Source organism: Chelativorans sp. Marseille-P2723, assembly GCF_902809845.1.
Classification (GTDB): Bacteria; Pseudomonadota; Alphaproteobacteria; order Rhizobiales; family Rhizobiaceae; genus Chelativorans.
Window position 1 is genome coordinate 1245445 of sequence record NZ_CADDWI010000013.1, and the last position, 17683, is coordinate 1263127.

Below are 17683 nucleotides of genomic sequence, written 5' to 3' on the forward strand. Positions count from 1 at the left end.
TTTGCCAAGGTTGAGTATTGGAAGATTGCGACGCGTTTCACGTTGATAACGCCCCCGCGAAGGGGGCGACGCTGCCATTATTGCGTAGGCACAGAAGGAAGCGATTTGAGAACGGTCGTATATCTGAAGGCCACGACTTCCGAACCGGCGCGTAGTCTCGTGCTTGGGACCGTCGGATTCGAACGCGTCCCTTCTCTTAATATGGGAAGCTGATATACGCTGGGGCCAAGATACCGGGCCTGCCTTCGCCAATATGAGCACCTCCCGGTTCCCCCAACACCGGGTAAAATAAGGGTCCGGGCTGGATTTCCTTTGCCGGATCAGGCACATACCGGTCAACAAGAAACGCGACACGAGGGGCGAAGCCATGCAGAACCTGCTGGACGATCTGACAGAGCTTCTGCAGGCCGACCAAGCCTTTATCTCGGACGGGGCGATCCTGAAGAATGCGGTGATCGAGGCCGCGCTGAACATGGACCCGCGCCTGCTGGCCCTGCTGATGCAGTCGCCCACGATCAAGGCGCATTTCTTCACCGAGGTGGCGGGCGCGCTGGTTTTCGACAAGGTGAAGTTTCAGGACTTCGTGTCGAACAAGGCGTTCCTGCCCGACAGCTACACGGCCTTCAAGAACCGCATCGGCCTGACGGACGGGCGCGGCGATTACCTGAGCCAGTCGCGCGACGTGGTGCTGGCGTGGCCCTACAAGGACTGCGTGCTGGAAGGCGGCATGACCAAAGAGGATCGTGGCCGCAACGAAGTGTTCTGGAACACGACGCTGGCCCCGGACGACATCACGCGGCTGTTTGAACCCAAGGTGCTGACCGGCTGGGAACGCTGGGATGCCGAGGCCGTGGCAGCGGGCAAGGCCAAGCCCGTGGGAGTGGTATCAGAGGACGACAACCTGCTTATCAAGGGCAACAACCTGCTGGCGCTGCATTCGCTGAAAGCGCGCTATGCGGGGAGGGTAAAGCTAATCTATATCGATCCGCCCTATAACACCGGCAATGACGGGTTTCGGTATAACGACCGCTTCAACCATTCGGCATGGCTGACCTTCATGCGGAACAGGCTGGAAGTGGCGAAGGAATTGCTGAGCCGGGATGGGGCAATCTTCGTCAATCTAGATGACGGCGAGGCGCACTATTGCAAGGTGCTGATGGATGAGGTGTTCGGGCGAGAAAACTTTGTGGCGAACGTGGTTTGGCAGAAAAACTATACCGTGAAGAACTCGGCTAAATATCTTTCCGACATGCACGACCACATTCTAATTTTTGCCAAAGATCGAGAAACCTGGCGACCAAACTTAGTCGCACGAAAAGCGGATACCACGGACAGCTATACGAACCCGGATGGTGACCCACGTGGACCCTGGACAACTAATGCGGTTCAGGCGAGGAATTATTATAGTGAAGGCTCATACGAAATAGTTGGACCAAACGGTCGGTCCCATCTCCCACCTACTGGTACATATTGGCGGGTGTCGAAAAGCACTTTTGAGAAGCTGCTTGCAGATGATCGTATCTGGTGGGGAGCGAGGGGTGATGCAATCCCAAGAATAAAGAAATTTCTTTCGGAGGTCAAAGAAGGCGTTGTATCGCCAACTTGGTGGAAGCATGATGAAACTGGGACAAACGCAGAAGCCAAAGAAGAGGCACGGACGTTGCTTCAAGATGACAATGCCCTCTTCATGACGCCGAAGCCAGAACGTCTCCTTCATCGCATTATAGAGATCGGCTCAAACGAGAACGAAATCATCCTGGATTTCTTTTCAGGATCAGGCACAACACCATCGGTTGCCCAGAAAATGGGGCGTCGCTGGCTTGCCATTGAACAAATGGATTACATTCTTGAGCTGCCTGCATCTCGCCTCAAGAAAGTCATCGAAGGCGAACAGGGCGGGATTTCCGAGGCAGTGGGGTGGCAGGGCGGCGGGTCTTTCGTCTATGCCGAGCTTGCGCAGTCCAATTCCGCCTTCGCCACACGGATCGAGGCCGCACCCGACACCGCCGCGCTGCAAGGCATCTGGGCCGACATGCAGGCCACCGGCTATCTGCGCCCGGACGTAGATACACGCGCCTTCGATGCCGGTGTCTTCGCCGACCTGCCCGTGGAGGACGCAAAGCGCCTGCTGATGGACTGCCTCGATGCCAACCACCTGTACGTCAACTTAAATAGCTTGGGCGATGCGAATTACGATATCTCAGACGACGACATGCGCGCCACCCGGTCCTTCTACGGCATAGACCAATGACCCAGACCCTGAACGACAAGCTGGGCGCGGCGGCAGACATGGGGCTGCTGAAAAAGGACATTCCCGACCATATCACCGGCAACCTGGCCCCCAAGATTGCGCTGCGCCCCTATCAGGTCACGGCGCTCGAGCGGTTCCTGTTCTTCGTGGAGGATTACCCGCAGAAGCCGTCGAACCCGCACCTGCTGTTCCACATGGCCACGGGCAGCGGCAAGACGGTGCTGATGGCGGCGCTGATGCTGGACCTCTACACGCGCGGCTATCGCAACTTCCTTTTCTTCGTGAACTCAGCCCAGATCATTGAGAAGACCAAGGAAAACTTTCTCAACGCCGCATCGGCCAAGCACCTGTTCGCGCCCACAGTGCGCATCAATGACAAGCCGGTGGACATCCGCGCAGTGGATACCTTCGACGCGGTGTCGAAGGATGCGATCAACATTCACTTCACCACCATTCAAGGGCTGCACACCCGAATGCAGAACCCGAAAGAGAACGCCGTCACCATCGAGGACTTCCGCGATTACAAGGTAGTGATGTTCTCGGACGAAGCGCACCACCTGAACGCCGAGACCAAGAAGACGCTGACCAAGGGCGAGGCCGAAGACAAGGCCAGTTGGGAAGGCACAGTGTCCGAGATTTTCCGCCAGCATCCCGAAAACATGCTGTTGGAGTTTACCGCAACCGTGGACCTGAGCCACGAGGCGATCCGGGCCAAGTATGCCGACAAGATACTCTACGACTATTCGCTCCGACAGTTTCGAGAAGACGGCTATTCCAAGGACATTGAGTTGCGGCAGGCCGATTTGCCGCCCGAGGCCCGTATGATGCAGGCGATGGTCTTGAGCCAATACCGCCGCAAGGTGGCCGAGGCGCACGGGCTGCATTGCAAGCCGGTTATCCTGATGAAGTCTAAGACCATAGCAGCATCGGGCGAAAACGAAACGGACTTCGCGGCGATGGTAGCGGGTCTGACCGGCGAGCGGCTCGAAGCCCTGCGCGCAGCATCAAGCGGGGATGAGACGTTATCCCGCGCCTTCGCCTTCATCATAGACGAACGCGGCATGGCGGCAGACGACTTCGCCCACGAGTTGCAGGGCGATTTCAGCCCCGACAAGGTAGTGAACGTTAACAACCCGACGGATTTGGAAAAGAGACAGATAGAGCTGAACGCGCTTGAGGACCGCGCGAACGAGATACGGGTGATCTTCGCCGTTGATAAGCTGAACGAAGGCTGGGACGTGTTGAACCTGTTCGACATCGTGCGCCTGTACGACACCCGCGACGGAAAGGCGAACAAGGTGGGCAAGACCACCATGGCCGAGGCGCAGTTGATCGGGCGCGGAGCACGATACTTTCCATTCACTGCCCCTGATCAGCCCGATGCCGCGCAGGAGAAACGCAAATACGACAGCACAGTTGAACACCCGCTGCGCATCCTAGAAGAACTGCATTACCATTGTTCCCACAATCCGAAATACATTCAGGACATCCGCAACGCCCTGCGCCAAACCGGGATGCTGGACGACACTGCCCGCACAGTGCGGCTCCGGCTTAAGGACAGCTTCAAGCAATCGTCCCTCTATTTGTCTGAATATGTCTGGGTAAATGACAGGATCAGAAACCCGCGTGAAGGCGTGGCGGGGCTGGACGCATATAGCGTTCCCTCCAACATTATCTATCCGACGCTGATGACAGGGCGTGTGACGGAAAGCTCCGCCTTTGGCGGCGGCCAGTTGAAACTGACGCCGACCGACAAAGAGCCGATAGCGCGCGATCTCAAGCTGACAGACTTCGGCAAGGCCATTCTGGGTTTTGCGATGGACGGCAACCACTTCTTCCACTTTGCCAATCTCAGGACGTATTTCCCGCAGCTTGCCAGCGCATCGCAGTTTCTGACATCAGCCACCTATCTGGGCGGGGTGACGGTGACTGTGCGCGGTCTGCTCGATGACTTGGACGCGCTGACCGCGCGGCAGAAACTCGACATTACGCAATATGTGCTCCACCAGATCGAAAGTGGCGTGAAGCGCGAAAGCGTGGACTTTGTCGGAACGAAGGATTTCAAGCCGTACCGGATCAGCGATCGTTTTACCGACAAGACGCTGAAACTGCGTATCGAAGGCGAAACCGGCCTGAGTTGGGTCAATGGCGAAAGCAATGTGCCGGGTCTGGATCAGATCGACCTGACGACGAAAGACTGGCACGCCTATGACGACAGCTACGGCACCGATCAGGAAAAGCACTTCATCAAGTACCTGAATGATCAGGCCGACCGGCTGCAGGAACGATATGACGACTTCCACCTGCTGCGGAACGAGAAAGCGGTAAAACTGTTTGCCTTCGCGGACGGGCAGGCATTCGAGCCAGATTTCGTGCTGTTCCTGCGCAAAAAGGGTGAGGAAACTAGCACGATCTTGCAACTATTCGTTGAACCCAAGGGCGATCACCTGAAACAGGCCGATAGCTGGAAGGAAGCGTTTCTAACGGACATAGAAGGCCAAGGGCGTATCGAAATCATATTTCAGGGGCGCGACTATTCAGTGTACGGCCTGCCCTTCTTCAACGATCAGGGGCAGAGCAATGCAGACTTCAAGGCGGGATTTGAACGGTTCCTCAACGGCTAAATAGCCGGAGGCTGATTGCGCCCCAAGCCGACCGCACTGCATGAGTCTTGTGCTAAATTATCCGATTGCCCTGATGCCCATCTAGGTATCGTCGTCAATAACTGTAGAACTCGGCTCTGAAACGAAAAAGATCCCACCGCGGGAGGAGTTGCAGCAGGCTCTTGGAGTAACGAACTGTGAATGTGAACGAGGAGTTTTGCCTCGACGATTGAAGGCGAGAGCAGCGTCAGACGCAAAATCCGACTGACATAGGAGGCACTGATCTTCTCTGCGGCAGCGACCTCCTCGATGGTGGTGTGAACGCCAGTTTCCAGCAGCTCGCGCCAACGAAAGCCACGGCGATCGCCTTGACCGTGTTGTCGACACGAGCACGAGGCAGCGCACATGACGATATGCCATCCGGCAGGATGATCTGCTTGTGCCCACCGCGCTGTGTAAAGGACAAACGCGCAAACTTCTAATCCGTTGTTTGCAATCGCACCTCCCCAGCCCTAGGTGAAAAGCATTGCTTGTCTCGAAAATACGAAGGATTCTCCATGCTTTATGTCGATATCCCGACGCTTTCTGACCTACGAAAGCTCAATGAGGTACGCGCTGATGCTTGCGTGTCACTCTATGTTCCCACCACTCCGGTGACTCAGGATGTTGAGGCATCTCGCATTGAGGCAGGCAATCTCGCCAAGCAAGCATACGAACAACTTCAAGCTGATGGCTTGGACAAGCGTCGCTTGGCGGCACTTGGAGAGCAACTGGATGATTTGCTGGACGATGACGAATTCTGGCGTTTTCAGGCAAATTCACTCGCGATCTTTGCGACGCCGGATACGATCCAGACATTCCGGCTGGCAAACCGCCTCCAGCCGATCATTGAAGTGGCGGATCGCTTCCTAACCAAGCCGCTGATGCGTGCCATCACCTTCGCCAATGATGGATTCGTACTCGCTCTGTCTGAGAACGATGTACGTTTGATCGAAATCTTCCCGGACCTTCCGCCGCAACGCGTGCAGGTGCCAAACCTGCCGAAAGATGCTGCGAGTGCAGTCAAGGTATCCTTGCTCAACAACCGTACGTCATTGCGTCGTGTGATGGGTTCCGAAGGCCAAAAGGTGCGGCTCGCACAATATGCGCGGATGGTGGATGCTGCCATTCGCCCGATACTTTCTAATCGCGACGCGCCATTGATCCTGGCAGCCAACGAGCCTGTTGCGGCCATTTTCCGGTCGATCAACAGCTATCCGAATCTCGTTCCCGACACCCTGACGGTGACCAACGACCGATCGACCGAGGCAGAAATTGCCGCAGCGGCACGCCCCATACTCGATGCCACCTATGCGCGGGAGATCAACGAGGTCAAAGCCCTGTTTGAACAACGCGCCAGCGACCGCCGGGCAACCACGGACATTTCAGATGCAGCGCGTCTTGCCACATATGGTGGGATTGAAACCCTGCTGGTGAATTTCGATGAGGTCGTCCATGGCACCGTCGATGAGGATACCGGAGCCGTCGTCTTTGGCGAGGAAGGGCCTGACACCTATGGCATCGTGGATGAGATCATGGCTCGGGCATTGGCCAGCGGCGCGCGCGTTCTTGCTGCACGCAAGGATGATATTCCAGGCGGTGCATCGTTGGCGGCCACATTACGCTATCCACTTTAGGATCCGCTGGCTTTGCTGATCTGCCGATCCCACTCTAGCGGGAACGGCTTCATCAATGTGGCAAGGGTCATCTCTGGCCCTTGCCTGCCGTCGAGGATCGCGTCGACGATTGAAGGCGCCAGGAGGGTTAGACGCAAAATCCGACTGACATAGGAGGCGCTGATCTTTTCAGCGGCGGCAATGTCCTCGATGGTGGTGTGAACGCCAGTTTCAAGCAGCTTGCGCCAGCGGAAGCCACGGGCGATCGCCTTGACCATCGTGTTATCCACACGAGCACGAGGCGGCGCCCATGACGAAGTGCCGTCGGGCAGGACAATCTGCTTGCGCCCACCGCGCTTGTTGAACGTGATCGGCACATGCACGGTAATAGTGTCGTTATCGCGCGTGACGGTCATAGCTACGCTGCCTTCCTACTGCCTGCGACTGTCTGATCTGGACGAACAGCCCCCAGTTCCGCAACAAGGCCGGCCAACCCTAGCGTGCGCAGGCGGATGGCAAGGCCATCAGCAGCAAGATCAACCCGCTCGACCAGAAGCTGAACAATGCGCGCCTGCTCGGTCGGAAACAGTTCGTCCCAGATCGGATCGAGCCGCTCCAGCGCATCGCGAACCTCGGCCTCTGGCAATTCATTGATTTCCGACCGAGCCGCACGCCATGTGCCGATGATGATTTCTGGCGCACGCAGAAGCCCACGCAGCTGATCAATAACGGCGTTCTCCACCTCTGCGGCAGGCACGCGAGCGATCGGACAGGCATTTGCGCCACGTTTCAGCACCGACTGGCTGACATAATAGCGATAAAGTTTGTCGCCCTTCCTCGTATGCGTTGGCGAGAATGCGGCCCCATCCGGACCAAAGATCAGGCCTTTCAACAGCGCCGGCGTCTGCGCCCGCGTATTGCTGGCGCGTTTGCGCGGGCTTGTCTGAAGAATGGCATGGACCTTGTCCCATAGAGCACGATCGATGATCGCCTTGTGCTCGCCGGGATAGCTTTCGCCCTTGTGCACGGCTTCACCGATATAGACCCGGTTGTTGAGCAGTTTGTAGAGAAAGCCCTTGTCGACCAGTTTTCCCCGGCGGGTGCGCACATTTTCTGCGGTCAGAGCTTTTGCCAAGACCGTCGCCGAACCGATACTGACAAAGCGCTCGAAGATCATGCGTACCGTGGCAGCCTCGGTTTCCTCGACTACCAGCTTGCGGTTTTCCACCCGGTAGCCGAGCGGAACGACACCACCCATCCACATGCCCTTCTTGCGGGAGGCACGGATCTTGTCGCGAATGCGTTCGGCCGTGACCTCGCGTTCGAACTGGGCAAAGGACAGCAGAATGTTGAGCGTCAGCCTGCCCATCGATGTGGTGGTGTTGAACGACTGCGTCACGGAGACGAAGGTGACGCCATTTCTGTCGAACACCTCGACCAGCTTCGAAAAATCCATCAGCGAGCGTGACAGGCGGTCGATCTTGTAGACGACCACCACATCAACCAGCCCGTCCTCGATATCAGCCAGCAGCTGTTTTAGCGCCGGCCGCTCCAGCGTACCGCCGGAGATGCCGCCGTCATCATACTGATCACGCACCAGCACCCAGCCCTCGGAGCGCTGGCTGGCGATATAGGCTTCGCAGGCCTCGCGTTGCGCATCGAGACTGTTGAATTCCTGCTCCAGCCCTTCCTCGGAGGACTTTCTGGTGTAGATGGCGCAGCGCAGCTTACGAATGGTGGGTTTGTTCATGCCCGGCTCCGGTGATTTTTCAGGCCGAAGAAGATCCAGCCATTCCAGCGCGTGCCGGTGATGGCGCGGGCAACCGATGACAGGCTTTTGTAAGGGCGTCCCTGCCATTCAAAACCATCGGCCAGCACGGTGACGGTGTGCTCGACACCCTGCCATTCGCGGATCAGGCGGGTTCCGACAATTGGTCGATCATCGGCACGGTTGCGGCGTACCATCAAGTTGCCGCCATCAAGCTGTTCACCCAAGACTTCCAGCCGCTCGATTGTCGAGGGCTTCAGCCCGCCAAGGCTGAGTTCCTGGATGCGATAGGCCAGCCTGCTTTCGAGATAGCGCCGGTTGAAGGCAGGCGGCTCGCTGTCGAACAGATCGCGCCACTGCTTTTTCAATTCCGGTGTTGTGGCCGTCTTCAGCGCCACCAGGCGCTTGGGGATATGATCATGCGTCGTCATGAAACTCTCCGGTGAGTTGGAGTTGCATGACGGCATCGATCTGGCGTGAAGTGAAGGCAACTTTCTCCACTATCTTCAACAGGATGAGCGCATTTACGCTGACGCAGCCGAATGATGCCGCGTACCAGCAACTGGCACAGTTCGGCATGACGTTCTGCAGTGGACATACGATCAGGCGGGAGGGGATTAGGGCTTCGCATGTATCTCTCCTTTGTAGGAGAAAAGCCGCCCATGCTGGCCAAACAGGACATTTTGCCCTTAGACTTTGCGAGGCAAGTATTTTCGGGAGGGGAATATGGTGCGCGCACCGGCCAAAAGCTGTCCAAATTTGTCGAGATTATTCGAAGATGCTGAGCCAGAACTTCTAGCCCAATTCCTGAATGCAACTGCCTTCCAGCGATTGGCCTGGCTTGAAGATTACCGGTTCAGTGCGGATGATCCAGAAGGTCCGTCAACTGCCCGCAACATGCTGCTTAAGGAAAAGAAGGATCGGCTGGGTCCGCTTGAGACAGAGGCAGCGCGCATCATAAACATTGCCAGCGACCGCGGTGAGTACGCCCTTGAGGGCCTGACAGGAACCAGCCTGGAAAATGACCGCGCAAGGGTGCTTCTTGGCCAACGCGATAACCTCGCGCGGAGTTTATGGACATATATCAGAGAGCACGCGCTTTTCGAAGCAGCAGAGAATAGTCTGCACCTGCGCCTGTACCGGCGATATGACAAACATTATCAGACATTCATGGCAGAACCGTCAGCTGGCGGCGGTCCGGATGCTAGCGGTGCTTTACTTGACGAGCTACTTGCCGATCTGGGCAAGCGGCTTGACCGTGGCGAGGGCTACAGCATCGACAGGTTCGACATTCCCGAGGACGGTGACGAACCTGCAGCCGAAATGTATTTGCTGTTTCATCCTGATCCGCCGACCAGCGTTCGGGAGATTGACGATCAGGGCAATCGGTCAAGAATCTATTTTCGTCCGCCCGGGGAAGCGATGATCGTTTTTACTCCCTCAACAGGACGGGTGCACGTTCGCGCACGCAACAGAAGATTGCGCCACACCATTGCTGAGCGCTTTATCGAAACGGCACTGCAGCAGACATACTCCAGTCAGCCTGTCGATTTTCAGGCCTACGATATTTCACAGTTCCTGAAGGGATTCGACCTCCCACTACCAGATTTCGATGAAGACGCGGTAATCCTAAACGCACAGGTCATCCGCGCTGACATTAGTATCGGCAACCTTACCAATCGGCTTTCGCTTTCCACCACCATTGGACAGAATATCTCTGAGCTAATACAAAGTCAGCCGGGCTTATCCAGGATCTTCGAACGTGCATTGGCTATTCGATTCATTGAAATCGCGGTTCGCTATTGGCGAACCGATCGGGAAAATGAGGAAACTCTCAACTTCACGCTCACAGATCGCAATACCAGCAGCCTGCTCAGCCTCGATGATCCGTTCGAACGCGTCCTCGGACATCGCCTGCTTCGACACTGGAACATCATGCGAGAAGGTCGGGCGCCAAGCGCTGCTGAGAGCATGATGGTTATCCCCGCCCTGTTGGCCATTTGGGACATCGGGGCCGATAAGGTCGCGGGCACCTGGCTTCAGGCTCGTGGTATCGCCCCAAAGATCCTAATCGATTTGGGCTTTCTCGTGCCCGCCGGCTGGGAAGGCGATGACCTGATCGACGATGAGGACGAGGTCGGCCCGGTCACGGCCGAAGTGGTCGTCCGGATCGAGAGGGGGGATGCGGAGGAAGAAGACCGTAAAGTAGCCGACCTCAACGTCTCCGAAGGACAGGTGACGCCTGCGGACAACCCGGATCGCTACAGGATCTATCGGGTGCGCGACGGCTGGGTGGTGCAACACCTGAAGGAACGTCTCGAACAAGTGCTCGACGCGCCTGCCATCGAGAAGCTTACAGATCACCTCTTCTACCTTGGAACGCTCGGGGTCGATGGCGGGAATGTTCCGATCTACCTTGCGCGTGGTCTAGACCGGGAGAAGGTCCGGTCGGCCGTCGATACGGAACTTCGGGCGCGCGCCAATCTCGGTGTTGGCCTGATTCTGCAGGCCGGCCACGCTTCGGGGCCATGTCTGGCAGCCAACGTTTTGACGCCGCTTGCCGATCAGATCGACGATGATCAGTCCGAAATCGCATTAGTCGCAGACAAGCTCCGGTCCGTGTTTCGGCGACACCGGATACTGGCCCGTGGTGGACAGGCGGTCGAACTCACTCGCTCCGGGGAGACCCTTGCTACTCTGTTTGTTCCAGGGAAAGGCAGCATCGACATAGAAGGTAAGAACCGCATCGCGGTCATCCAGCGACTTGTCGATGCGCACAACAATGGCCCGATGCCAATGGCAACCCGAGATCTTGTCAAGGACATCGCCGAAGACCAATCCCTATCGAATATCTTCAAGCAGCCGCTCTGGAGCAAGTTGAAAGCTAACTTTTTGCGAAGCCTTGGCGCCAGAGGGCCCTGGGAGATCGCCATCTGAGGGCTGGCTCCGATCTGGCTCCGATTGGGGGGTCTGACGGGCTCCGATTCTTCAGGCCATTGGAAGTGCTCACTCAATCTAGAGGAGCACTTCCATGCCGACTCCCTTTCCTCCGCGCCACGCAGCCTCGACGAGATGGCCCGGCGCCGCGACGACCAAGCCCACCCCTTCGAACTCGGAATGGCGCTGCACCCGCTGTGACAAGCTGCTCGGCGTCTGCAGGGACGGCCGCATGCATCTGCGCTTTGCGCGGGGGCACGAATATCTGGTGGGCTTCCCGGTCCAAGCCACCTGCCGCAGCTGCGGCACGCTGAACCACGCGACCGCCCCCGCGCGCTAAGCCGCGCATTCTTCTTCCCCTTCCGAAATCTCAGAGACGCACGACGTCCTGACCTGGCCACGAGAAGGCGCCGGACGCCTGGCCGCAAGGCAGGCGTCCGATGTCTATCGCGTGGCACGAGATCCGTGATCACCTTATGAAAACCTCTTCCACCCTTCAATTCCAACGCAGCTTCGATGCTTTCCGTAGCGTGCATCAGACTCTCGCATTGTTCCGAGATCCTGCAGCCCTCCTTGACTGGCTGCACAGTAAAACCAACGAACCAGACACCAAAAACCTGATCCTCTCGACGCTGGTTGAGGCGGCGCAGACTGAAGGATATGCATCCGATTGCGCGCTGACCATGCTGTTGCTGGCGCTTTGGCCCGGTCTGGACGCGATCCGGCGGCGATCCATTTGGCGCAGGATCGGCACCGCAGACGAAATCACATCCGACGTGCTGGTACGCACGACAGAGGCCGTCCGCAGACTTGACCTCGAGCACGTCAATTGGATTGCAGCCACGGTCTTACGGAACGTCGAACGTGACATGATCCGCGCCCGCCAGCGCGATGCAGCATGCAAAAGTCTGAACAGCGACACCGAACCTGACGATGTAGTCACCGATCAGGTCCGGCAACGGCCCGAGGCTGAGGATGCGTTCATTCAGAAGGATCTGCAAACGCTGATCGGCGCGGACGCCCTGTTGGTAATCCGCGTGGCCATCGAGGGTTTTACGCAGGCCGAGGTCGCCACTGAACTTGGCGTGTCCGAGGACGCCGCTCGCAAACGCTATCAGCGCGCCATCCGGCGTCTGCGCGATGCCCTGCAACAAATCGTCTGACCTGATGTCCCGTTCCGGGCAGCGGGGTGGCTTTTCTCATTCAGAAGCCAATCCGGGCCCACTCGAACAGAAGGAGGCAAGCGTGATCACGACACCCGATTATGTGCCCGAAGATCTGAAGCGCCTTCCAGGCCTCTATCGGCGCTGGGAGCTGAACGAAGTGCTGCAGCCTGATCGCAATTACCAGATCGAGGATGCCGGCACCCATGCAGATGGCACCCCGTTACTGGCGGTTTACGCCACCCCCATTGCCACCGACAGAACGCAGCAATTCCAGCGTGAGACAGATTCCGAGAGCGGTGAGTAATAATCAATATGAACAAGATCTCTCATAAATTCACCGCCGCCCAGCTGCTGCTGACCGAGGCGCAGTTCTGCGCTTGGATCGGCCAGTCAGCACCCGGCACTACCATACAGTACAATTGCGGGTTCCTCGCAATCGACACCGTGCGCGCCAGCAGCGATCTCCTCGAGCATGAGCGCAAGGAACTGGTTCGTGTTGGTCGCCGTGCCTGGTGGGCATTTGAACACGGTCTCGTCCATCTCGTGCAGCGCCGGCTTGCTCCGGATCGGTTCGCTTATCTGGCAATCGCCCGTGCCCGCCCAAAAAAGATGCAGGCAAGCCTGCTCAGCATGCTGGCCCAGCATGAAGAAACTGGCGGGCTCGCCAATCCCAACATTTCGCTTCGCCAATCCCGATCCTGAAAGGAGCCTTCGATGTTTGCCACCTCCAAGCTGAATACTTTGCGCAAACGCCATTACGGTCTTGATGGCTTGCCAACCTCGATTTGCGTCCTGGCTGTCGACCAGCTGGCAAGTTCTGTGCGCTCGATCGAGGTAGCGACCCTTGATGAGGTGGCCTTCGCCATCGTCAACGCCGAACAGGCTTACAACGCCGCTGGCGATCGCCTGTTTGCCCTGCGCCGCCTCTATAATCTGGCCCGCGAGGCTGGTGGGATCGGGTCTGGTTGTGCAGTCGATGCTGCAATCGAAGCCAGGCCGGAGCGCTGATCATGGCTATTCTTGCCATCGACCCCGGCCTCAACAACGGCATCGCTGTTCTGGATTGTGAGCGCCGTCTGCTGCTCGCAACCGAAATCCCGATGATTGGCGAAGGTGCCAATCGGCGCCTCAACATGACGTCGTTTGCCAGCATCATCCTTCAGTTCCGGATTGAGCATGCCGTTATCGAGGATGTTGCGGCGATGCCCAAACAGGGCGTCTCGTCGATGTTCCGTTTCGGGCGAGCGGCTGGTGCCATTGAGGGCGCGCTTGCTGCGCTGAAAGTACCGACAACCTTCATTCGACCGGCGATCTGGAAACGCGACATCGGTGCCAAGGCCAAGCAGGCCGAAGATATCCGCGCACTGGCGATCCAGACATGGCCGGATCAGGCGCACCGCTTTGCCCGCAAGCGCGACCATAACCGTGCCGAAGCCGCGCTGATCGGTCTCTGGTTCCTGCAACATTCCGGCTGGACGTCCGGCGGTGAGGACACACCGCCCACCTCTTCCTTGCTTGCAGGTTCACGGGTCTTCGTTGGCGGCGAAGGCTGGAGGACGCTCTGATGAACCCGTTCAAAGCGCACGGCCTCGACCACATCTCGGTCAGCCAGCTTAATTTGTGGGCTGCAGCTCCTGGCATCTATGTGATGGAGCGCCTGCTGGGCCATCGCACACCAGTTGGTGCCGCTGCCCATCGTGGCACGGCAGTCGAAGCTGGTGTCATCGCCGGCCTGATGGGTTCATCACTGAATGAGGCCATCGATACCGCGAACGCTGTCTTTACCGAGCGGACCGCGCTTTCATCAGATCCGCGCCGCGACAAGGAACGTGATGCCTTGGCCGGCATGGTCGAGCGCGGGATCGAGTTGCTCGGCCCATGGGGCAAGCCGGATCGCACACAGGTACGAAAAGAATGGCGCATGGATGGCATTGCCGTGCCGGTGCTCGGATTTACCGATGCCGAATATGATGCACACGGGCTGATCATCGACCTGAAAACCAGCCACGCCCTGCCGTCAACGATCCGGACATCCCACGCCAGACAGGTCGCAAGCTATGTCGGTGCCGGTTCGAATATGAGCGGCGGTGTGGCCTACGTCACATCGAAGAAGTCGGCGCTGTACCAGCTTGAGAACGCTTCGGCCCATGTCGCGGCGCTGACCCGCATGGCGCATTCGTTGCAGAATTTCCTCGCCATCTCCACCGATCCACACGAGCTGGCGAGCCTCATCACCGTCGACACTGACAGCTTTTACCTCGCCGACCCACGGGCGCGTCAGAACGCGTTTGACGTGTTCGGCGTCTGAGATCCCCAATCACGGGATGGGCCAGCTGGCGGCCAGATGCCGGCACAAAGCGCGCAGCGCAGAAAGATTGACATCATGACTACTGGATTTGGACTGAGCATTGGAAGCGGTAAGGATTTTCTGCCCTCCATCCGCATCAACGGCAAGGATGGCGGCGTCGAGCGATCGACATGGGATGGCAGCGAACGTGGTCTCGAAGTAGTCGATGACCTCGTTTGCCTCATGGACTGGGCCACGCTCCAGGTGGGCTGGGTCGAGTTTACAGATCGTGGCCCCGACAAGCGGCTGGTGGCGATTGGCGATCCATTGCCGGACCGCCCCTCCGAAAAGCACAAGCAGGGCGTGCAGGTAGTCGTCTATCTGCCGGGTGGTCTTGGTTGCCATGAAATCTGTTCGACCGCGATCGGCGTCGTCGGCGCGCTGGAGCGCATCTATGATGCGAGCATCGCAGCACCTGAATGGCAGCAGGGCAAGGTACCAGTGGTGCGCCTGACCGAGTTCCAGAAAGAAAAGACCAAGCATGGCAACCGCGCCGTGCCGGTGTTCGAGATTCTTGACTGGAAGGATCGCCCCGCCGAGCTCGACGAGCACAAGGCGGCGCCAAAGCCGCGCGCAGCAATTCCGGCATCCACCAGTACGAGCCGTCCGGCTGCGACCGGCTCAACCCAGATGACGCCGCCTGCGTCCGTCACCCGCGCCCCGGTGCCGGACTTCGGATGAGTGTCGAGGGGATCGGGAGGCGGCCACCTTCCGATCCCCGTGCACCGCACATGCAGACTGCTTGGTGGGGGAGGTCCACATGGGGTACGACAATGACGCTAGAAGTACCGGATGAATTTGCAAGCGCCTGCCAGTGGGCTGACAGCTATCGGGCGCTCGGTCTTGCGGTAATCCCTGCCGCTGGCCGGGAAAAGATCCCGGTCGGCAAATGGCGTGAGTTCCAGACCGGCATTCCGCAGACCGTCCATGATCGCTGGTACGGCGATGATGGCGAACATCGTGCCAATTACCGCATGGGCTTTTTGACCGGTGCGGCGTCACTCGGCGATGGCTGGAAGCTGCTGGTCATTGATCTTGACGAGAAAGGCACAGTATCCGGCTCCACGACTTGGGATCACTGGATTGCCGATAACGAACTTGGCTGCGATCCTGAAACCTGGCGCGCCCGCACCGGTGGCGGCGGTCAGCATATCTATTTCCGCTATCCTGATCATCTTTCCATCAGGAATACACAGGAGACAATCGCCGGTATCGATGTCCGCGCTGAGGGTGGGTTTGTCATCGCCCCGCCGTCGCGACATCAGAATGGCAAGCAATATCTCTGGATCTTCTCGCCCTTCGACACGGAACTGGCGGAAGCGCCGCAATGGCTGCTCGACAAGGTCGGCGCCACGGAGGCACTGCTACTGGCGGCCGCGCCAGCCCAGCCATCGACACTGTCATTATCATCACCTCCGCGCGCCCAAACGGCGACGATGGCGGCCGATCATTCGTCCTCACCGCAACAGGCCACCGATGCCTGGGGGCACATCGTCGATGGCCGCGATGCCTATATGCGCGACATGGTCTGGGCGGCAATCGTCGACTGGTATCGCGAATGTCCAATCCCGCCATCTGAGCGCGAGGTCGAGCAGAAGCTGCTTGAGGTTTACGCTGTCTATGAGCGCAAGGTGCGTCCGCAGGAAGCCGGCAACACGCTCGAGGGCGAGGGACGCGGCGTTTCTGCCTTCCGGAACAAGTGGGCCTACGCCATGCGGCAGTGGGATACCAAGGTTGCCGCGGCGGCGAAGGAAAAGCCAGCGGGAAACCACAGTGTCTGGGAACAAACCTCACCCTCGATCGACCCGTCGGCCGAACTGGAATGGTTCGACGATATCAATCCGATCATCAGCACGCCCTACATCGTCAAGGGCGTCCTTGATCTCGGTGCCATGTCGGTCGTTTACGGCCCCTCGAATTCCGGCAAGACCTTCTTCGCTCTTGATATCGCCTACCATGTTGCGATCGATCATTCCTGGCGGTCACAGCGCGTCGCAGGCGGGTCCGTCCTTTATCTCGCCGCCGAGGGTGGCAACGGCATCGCCAACCGCATCGTCGGGCTCAGAAAGACCAGCGGCGTTGTCGAGGTTCCCTTGGCGCTGCGCCGTGCGGGTCTCGATCTTCTTAATCCGGACGCCGACACCGAACGTGTCGTCAAGCTTGCCGAGGAAGTCGCAAACCGCGCGCCCCTCAAGCTGATCGTCATCGACACGCTGTCGCGCGTCATCGCTGGCGGCGACGAGAACGGCCCGGTCGACATGACGGCCTTTATCAAGAACGTCGATCGCATCCGTCATGCCACCGGCGCCCATATCATGATCGTCCACCATACCGGCAAGGATGCGGCCAAGGGCGCACGTGGTCATTCATCGCTCCGGGCCGCCACCGATACGGAGATCGAAGTGTCGGTCGACGAGATGGAGACCCGTTTCGCCAAAGTGACCAAGCAACGTGACCTGCCGGGTGGCGAGGAATTTGCCTTCAAGCTTGATGCCGTGGCGCTCGGGGTCGACGATGACGGCGATACCATCACTACATGCGTCGTGCTGCCGGTGGAGAAGCAGGCGCAAACGGATGACCTCCTGCCGCCGCGCGCGACCTGCAAAGCCATCCTGAAGGCCGTCGACGACGCCTGGAAGGCGAAGCATCCATTCTCGATGGCGCCCCAGTCAAAAGCGTCCGGGCGATATGCCCCGCGGGCGCTCGGCCAGCAGTTCGACCTGCCCGGCAAGGCCATCGAGAGCCTGCTGATCAGCTGGATCGATAACGCCATCATCGCCGTCGAGATGTGTGATTCCGACACCAAGAAGCGGGGTTTGAAGGTGCTCGAGTGGCTCGATTGAGAGTTACGGAGGTTGCACGGATGTTACGGAACTATGCCCCATAAGTCATTGAAATCATTATCCGGAAGTCACTACGGAAGTTACGGAGAAGGAGGTGCTAAGCCATTGATTTC

The 17683-nt window shown here is 58.3% G+C and carries 16 protein-coding genes; 12 read left to right on the forward strand and 4 right to left on the reverse strand.

Annotated elements, in window-relative coordinates:
• The first annotated feature begins 367 nt into the window (after positions 1-367).
• The 3 genes from HUS57_RS17200 (at position 368) to HUS57_RS17210 (ending at position 6530) form a co-directional block, all read left to right on the forward strand.
• Positions 368-2251, forward strand: coding sequence for a site-specific DNA-methyltransferase (locus HUS57_RS17200; protein ID WP_173935080.1), 1884 nt, complete (start codon positions 368-370; stop codon positions 2249-2251).
• Positions 2248-4875: a DEAD/DEAH box helicase family protein gene (locus tag HUS57_RS17205; RefSeq protein ID WP_173935081.1), complete on the forward strand. Its 2628-nt coding sequence runs from the start codon at positions 2248-2250 to the stop codon at positions 4873-4875. Before HUS57_RS17200 ends, HUS57_RS17205 begins: the two co-directional genes overlap by 4 nt.
• 536 nt (positions 4876-5411) lie before the next feature.
• Positions 5412-6530, forward strand: a complete 1119-nt coding sequence (locus HUS57_RS17210) for a hypothetical protein (RefSeq protein ID WP_173935082.1) — start codon at positions 5412-5414, stop codon at positions 6528-6530.
• Here the strand turns inward: HUS57_RS17210 and HUS57_RS17215 are convergent.
• Genes HUS57_RS17215 through HUS57_RS17230 form a run of 4 tightly spaced genes read right to left on the reverse strand, consistent with a single transcriptional unit; the run spans position 6527 to position 8856 of the window.
• Positions 6527-6925 (reverse strand): hypothetical protein, encoded by a 399-nt coding sequence (locus HUS57_RS17215; RefSeq protein ID WP_173935083.1) that lies wholly within the window; start codon positions 6923-6925, stop codon positions 6527-6529. The genes HUS57_RS17210 and HUS57_RS17215 overlap by 4 nt on opposite strands.
• Positions 6926-6927: 2 nt before the next feature.
• Positions 6928-8259, reverse strand: coding sequence for a recombinase family protein (locus tag HUS57_RS17220; RefSeq protein ID WP_173935084.1), 1332 nt, complete (start codon positions 8257-8259; stop codon positions 6928-6930).
• On the reverse strand, positions 8256-8708 hold the full coding sequence (locus tag HUS57_RS17225) for a DUF2924 domain-containing protein (protein ID WP_173935085.1): 453 nt from the start codon (positions 8706-8708) through the stop codon (positions 8256-8258). Before HUS57_RS17225 ends, HUS57_RS17220 begins: the two co-directional genes overlap by 4 nt.
• Positions 8695-8856, reverse strand: a complete 162-nt coding sequence (locus HUS57_RS17230; protein WP_173935086.1) for a hypothetical protein — start codon at positions 8854-8856, stop codon at positions 8695-8697. Before HUS57_RS17230 ends, HUS57_RS17225 begins: the two co-directional genes overlap by 14 nt.
• A 147-nt stretch (positions 8857-9003) precedes the next feature.
• Here HUS57_RS17230 and HUS57_RS17235 point away from each other — a divergent pair, with 147 nt between their 5' ends.
• From HUS57_RS17235 to HUS57_RS17275, 9 genes are all read left to right on the forward strand, one after another.
• A complete protein-coding gene (locus HUS57_RS17235) occupies positions 9004-11214 on the forward strand; it encodes a hypothetical protein (RefSeq protein ID WP_173935087.1) in 2211 nt (736 codons plus the stop codon).
• A gap of 440 nt (positions 11215-11654) precedes the next feature.
• On the forward strand, positions 11655-12377 hold the full coding sequence (locus HUS57_RS17240) for a sigma-70 family RNA polymerase sigma factor (protein ID WP_173935088.1): 723 nt from the start codon (positions 11655-11657) through the stop codon (positions 12375-12377).
• 82 nt (positions 12378-12459) lie between these two features.
• Positions 12460-12684 carry a hypothetical protein gene (locus HUS57_RS17245; RefSeq protein WP_173933813.1) on the forward strand — a complete coding sequence of 75 codons (225 nt, stop codon included), beginning with the start codon at positions 12460-12462 and terminating at the stop codon, positions 12682-12684.
• Between the two features lie 8 nt (positions 12685-12692).
• Complete coding sequence (locus tag HUS57_RS17250) at positions 12693-13082, forward strand: hypothetical protein (RefSeq protein ID WP_173935089.1); 390 nt, start codon at positions 12693-12695, stop codon at positions 13080-13082.
• A 12-nt stretch (positions 13083-13094) separates the two neighbouring features.
• Positions 13095-13388 carry a hypothetical protein gene (locus tag HUS57_RS17255; protein WP_173935090.1) on the forward strand — a complete coding sequence of 98 codons (294 nt, stop codon included), beginning with the start codon at positions 13095-13097 and terminating at the stop codon, positions 13386-13388.
• 2 nt (positions 13389-13390) lie between these two features.
• Complete coding sequence (locus tag HUS57_RS17260) at positions 13391-13945, forward strand: hypothetical protein (protein ID WP_173935091.1); 555 nt, start codon at positions 13391-13393, stop codon at positions 13943-13945.
• Positions 13945-14688 carry a PD-(D/E)XK nuclease family protein gene (locus HUS57_RS17265; protein ID WP_173935092.1) on the forward strand — a complete coding sequence of 248 codons (744 nt, stop codon included), beginning with the start codon at positions 13945-13947 and terminating at the stop codon, positions 14686-14688. Before HUS57_RS17260 ends, HUS57_RS17265 begins: the two co-directional genes overlap by 1 nt.
• Before the next feature lie 75 nt (positions 14689-14763).
• Positions 14764-15408 carry a hypothetical protein gene (locus HUS57_RS17270; protein WP_173935093.1) on the forward strand — a complete coding sequence of 215 codons (645 nt, stop codon included), beginning with the start codon at positions 14764-14766 and terminating at the stop codon, positions 15406-15408.
• 92 nt (positions 15409-15500) lie between these two features.
• Complete coding sequence (locus HUS57_RS17275; protein WP_173935094.1) at positions 15501-17570, forward strand: AAA family ATPase; 2070 nt, start codon at positions 15501-15503, stop codon at positions 17568-17570.
• Positions 17571-17683 lie beyond the last annotated feature (113 nt).

Excerpts from the sequence above, each read along its gene's own strand:
- HUS57_RS17220 (WP_173935084.1), bottom strand. The coding sequence starts at position 8,259 with ATGAACAAACCCACCATTCGTAAGCTGCGCTGCGCCATCTACACCAGA.
- HUS57_RS17215 (WP_173935083.1), bottom strand. The coding sequence starts at position 6,925 with ATGACCGTCACGCGCGATAACGACACTATTACCGTGCATGTGCCGATC.
- HUS57_RS17255 (WP_173935090.1), top strand. The coding sequence starts at position 13,095 with ATGTTTGCCACCTCCAAGCTGAATACTTTGCGCAAACGCCATTACGGT.
- HUS57_RS17265 (WP_173935092.1), top strand. The coding sequence starts at position 13,945 with ATGAACCCGTTCAAAGCGCACGGCCTCGACCACATCTCGGTCAGCCAG.
- HUS57_RS17230 (WP_173935086.1), bottom strand. The coding sequence starts at position 8,856 with ATGCCGAACTGTGCCAGTTGCTGGTACGCGGCATCATTCGGCTGCGTC.
- HUS57_RS17275 (WP_173935094.1), top strand. The coding sequence starts at position 15,501 with ATGACGCTAGAAGTACCGGATGAATTTGCAAGCGCCTGCCAGTGGGCT.
- HUS57_RS17225 (WP_173935085.1), bottom strand. The coding sequence starts at position 8,708 with ATGACGACGCATGATCATATCCCCAAGCGCCTGGTGGCGCTGAAGACG.
- HUS57_RS17210 (WP_173935082.1), top strand. The coding sequence starts at position 5,412 with ATGCTTTATGTCGATATCCCGACGCTTTCTGACCTACGAAAGCTCAAT.
- HUS57_RS17260 (WP_173935091.1), top strand. The coding sequence starts at position 13,391 with ATGGCTATTCTTGCCATCGACCCCGGCCTCAACAACGGCATCGCTGTT.
- HUS57_RS17250 (WP_173935089.1), top strand. The coding sequence starts at position 12,693 with ATGAACAAGATCTCTCATAAATTCACCGCCGCCCAGCTGCTGCTGACC.
- HUS57_RS17270 (WP_173935093.1), top strand. The coding sequence starts at position 14,764 with ATGACTACTGGATTTGGACTGAGCATTGGAAGCGGTAAGGATTTTCTG.
- HUS57_RS17235 (WP_173935087.1), top strand. The coding sequence starts at position 9,004 with ATGGTGCGCGCACCGGCCAAAAGCTGTCCAAATTTGTCGAGATTATTC.
- HUS57_RS17200 (WP_173935080.1), top strand. The coding sequence starts at position 368 with ATGCAGAACCTGCTGGACGATCTGACAGAGCTTCTGCAGGCCGACCAA.
- HUS57_RS17205 (WP_173935081.1), top strand. The coding sequence starts at position 2,248 with ATGACCCAGACCCTGAACGACAAGCTGGGCGCGGCGGCAGACATGGGG.
- HUS57_RS17240 (WP_173935088.1), top strand. The coding sequence starts at position 11,655 with ATGTCTATCGCGTGGCACGAGATCCGTGATCACCTTATGAAAACCTCT.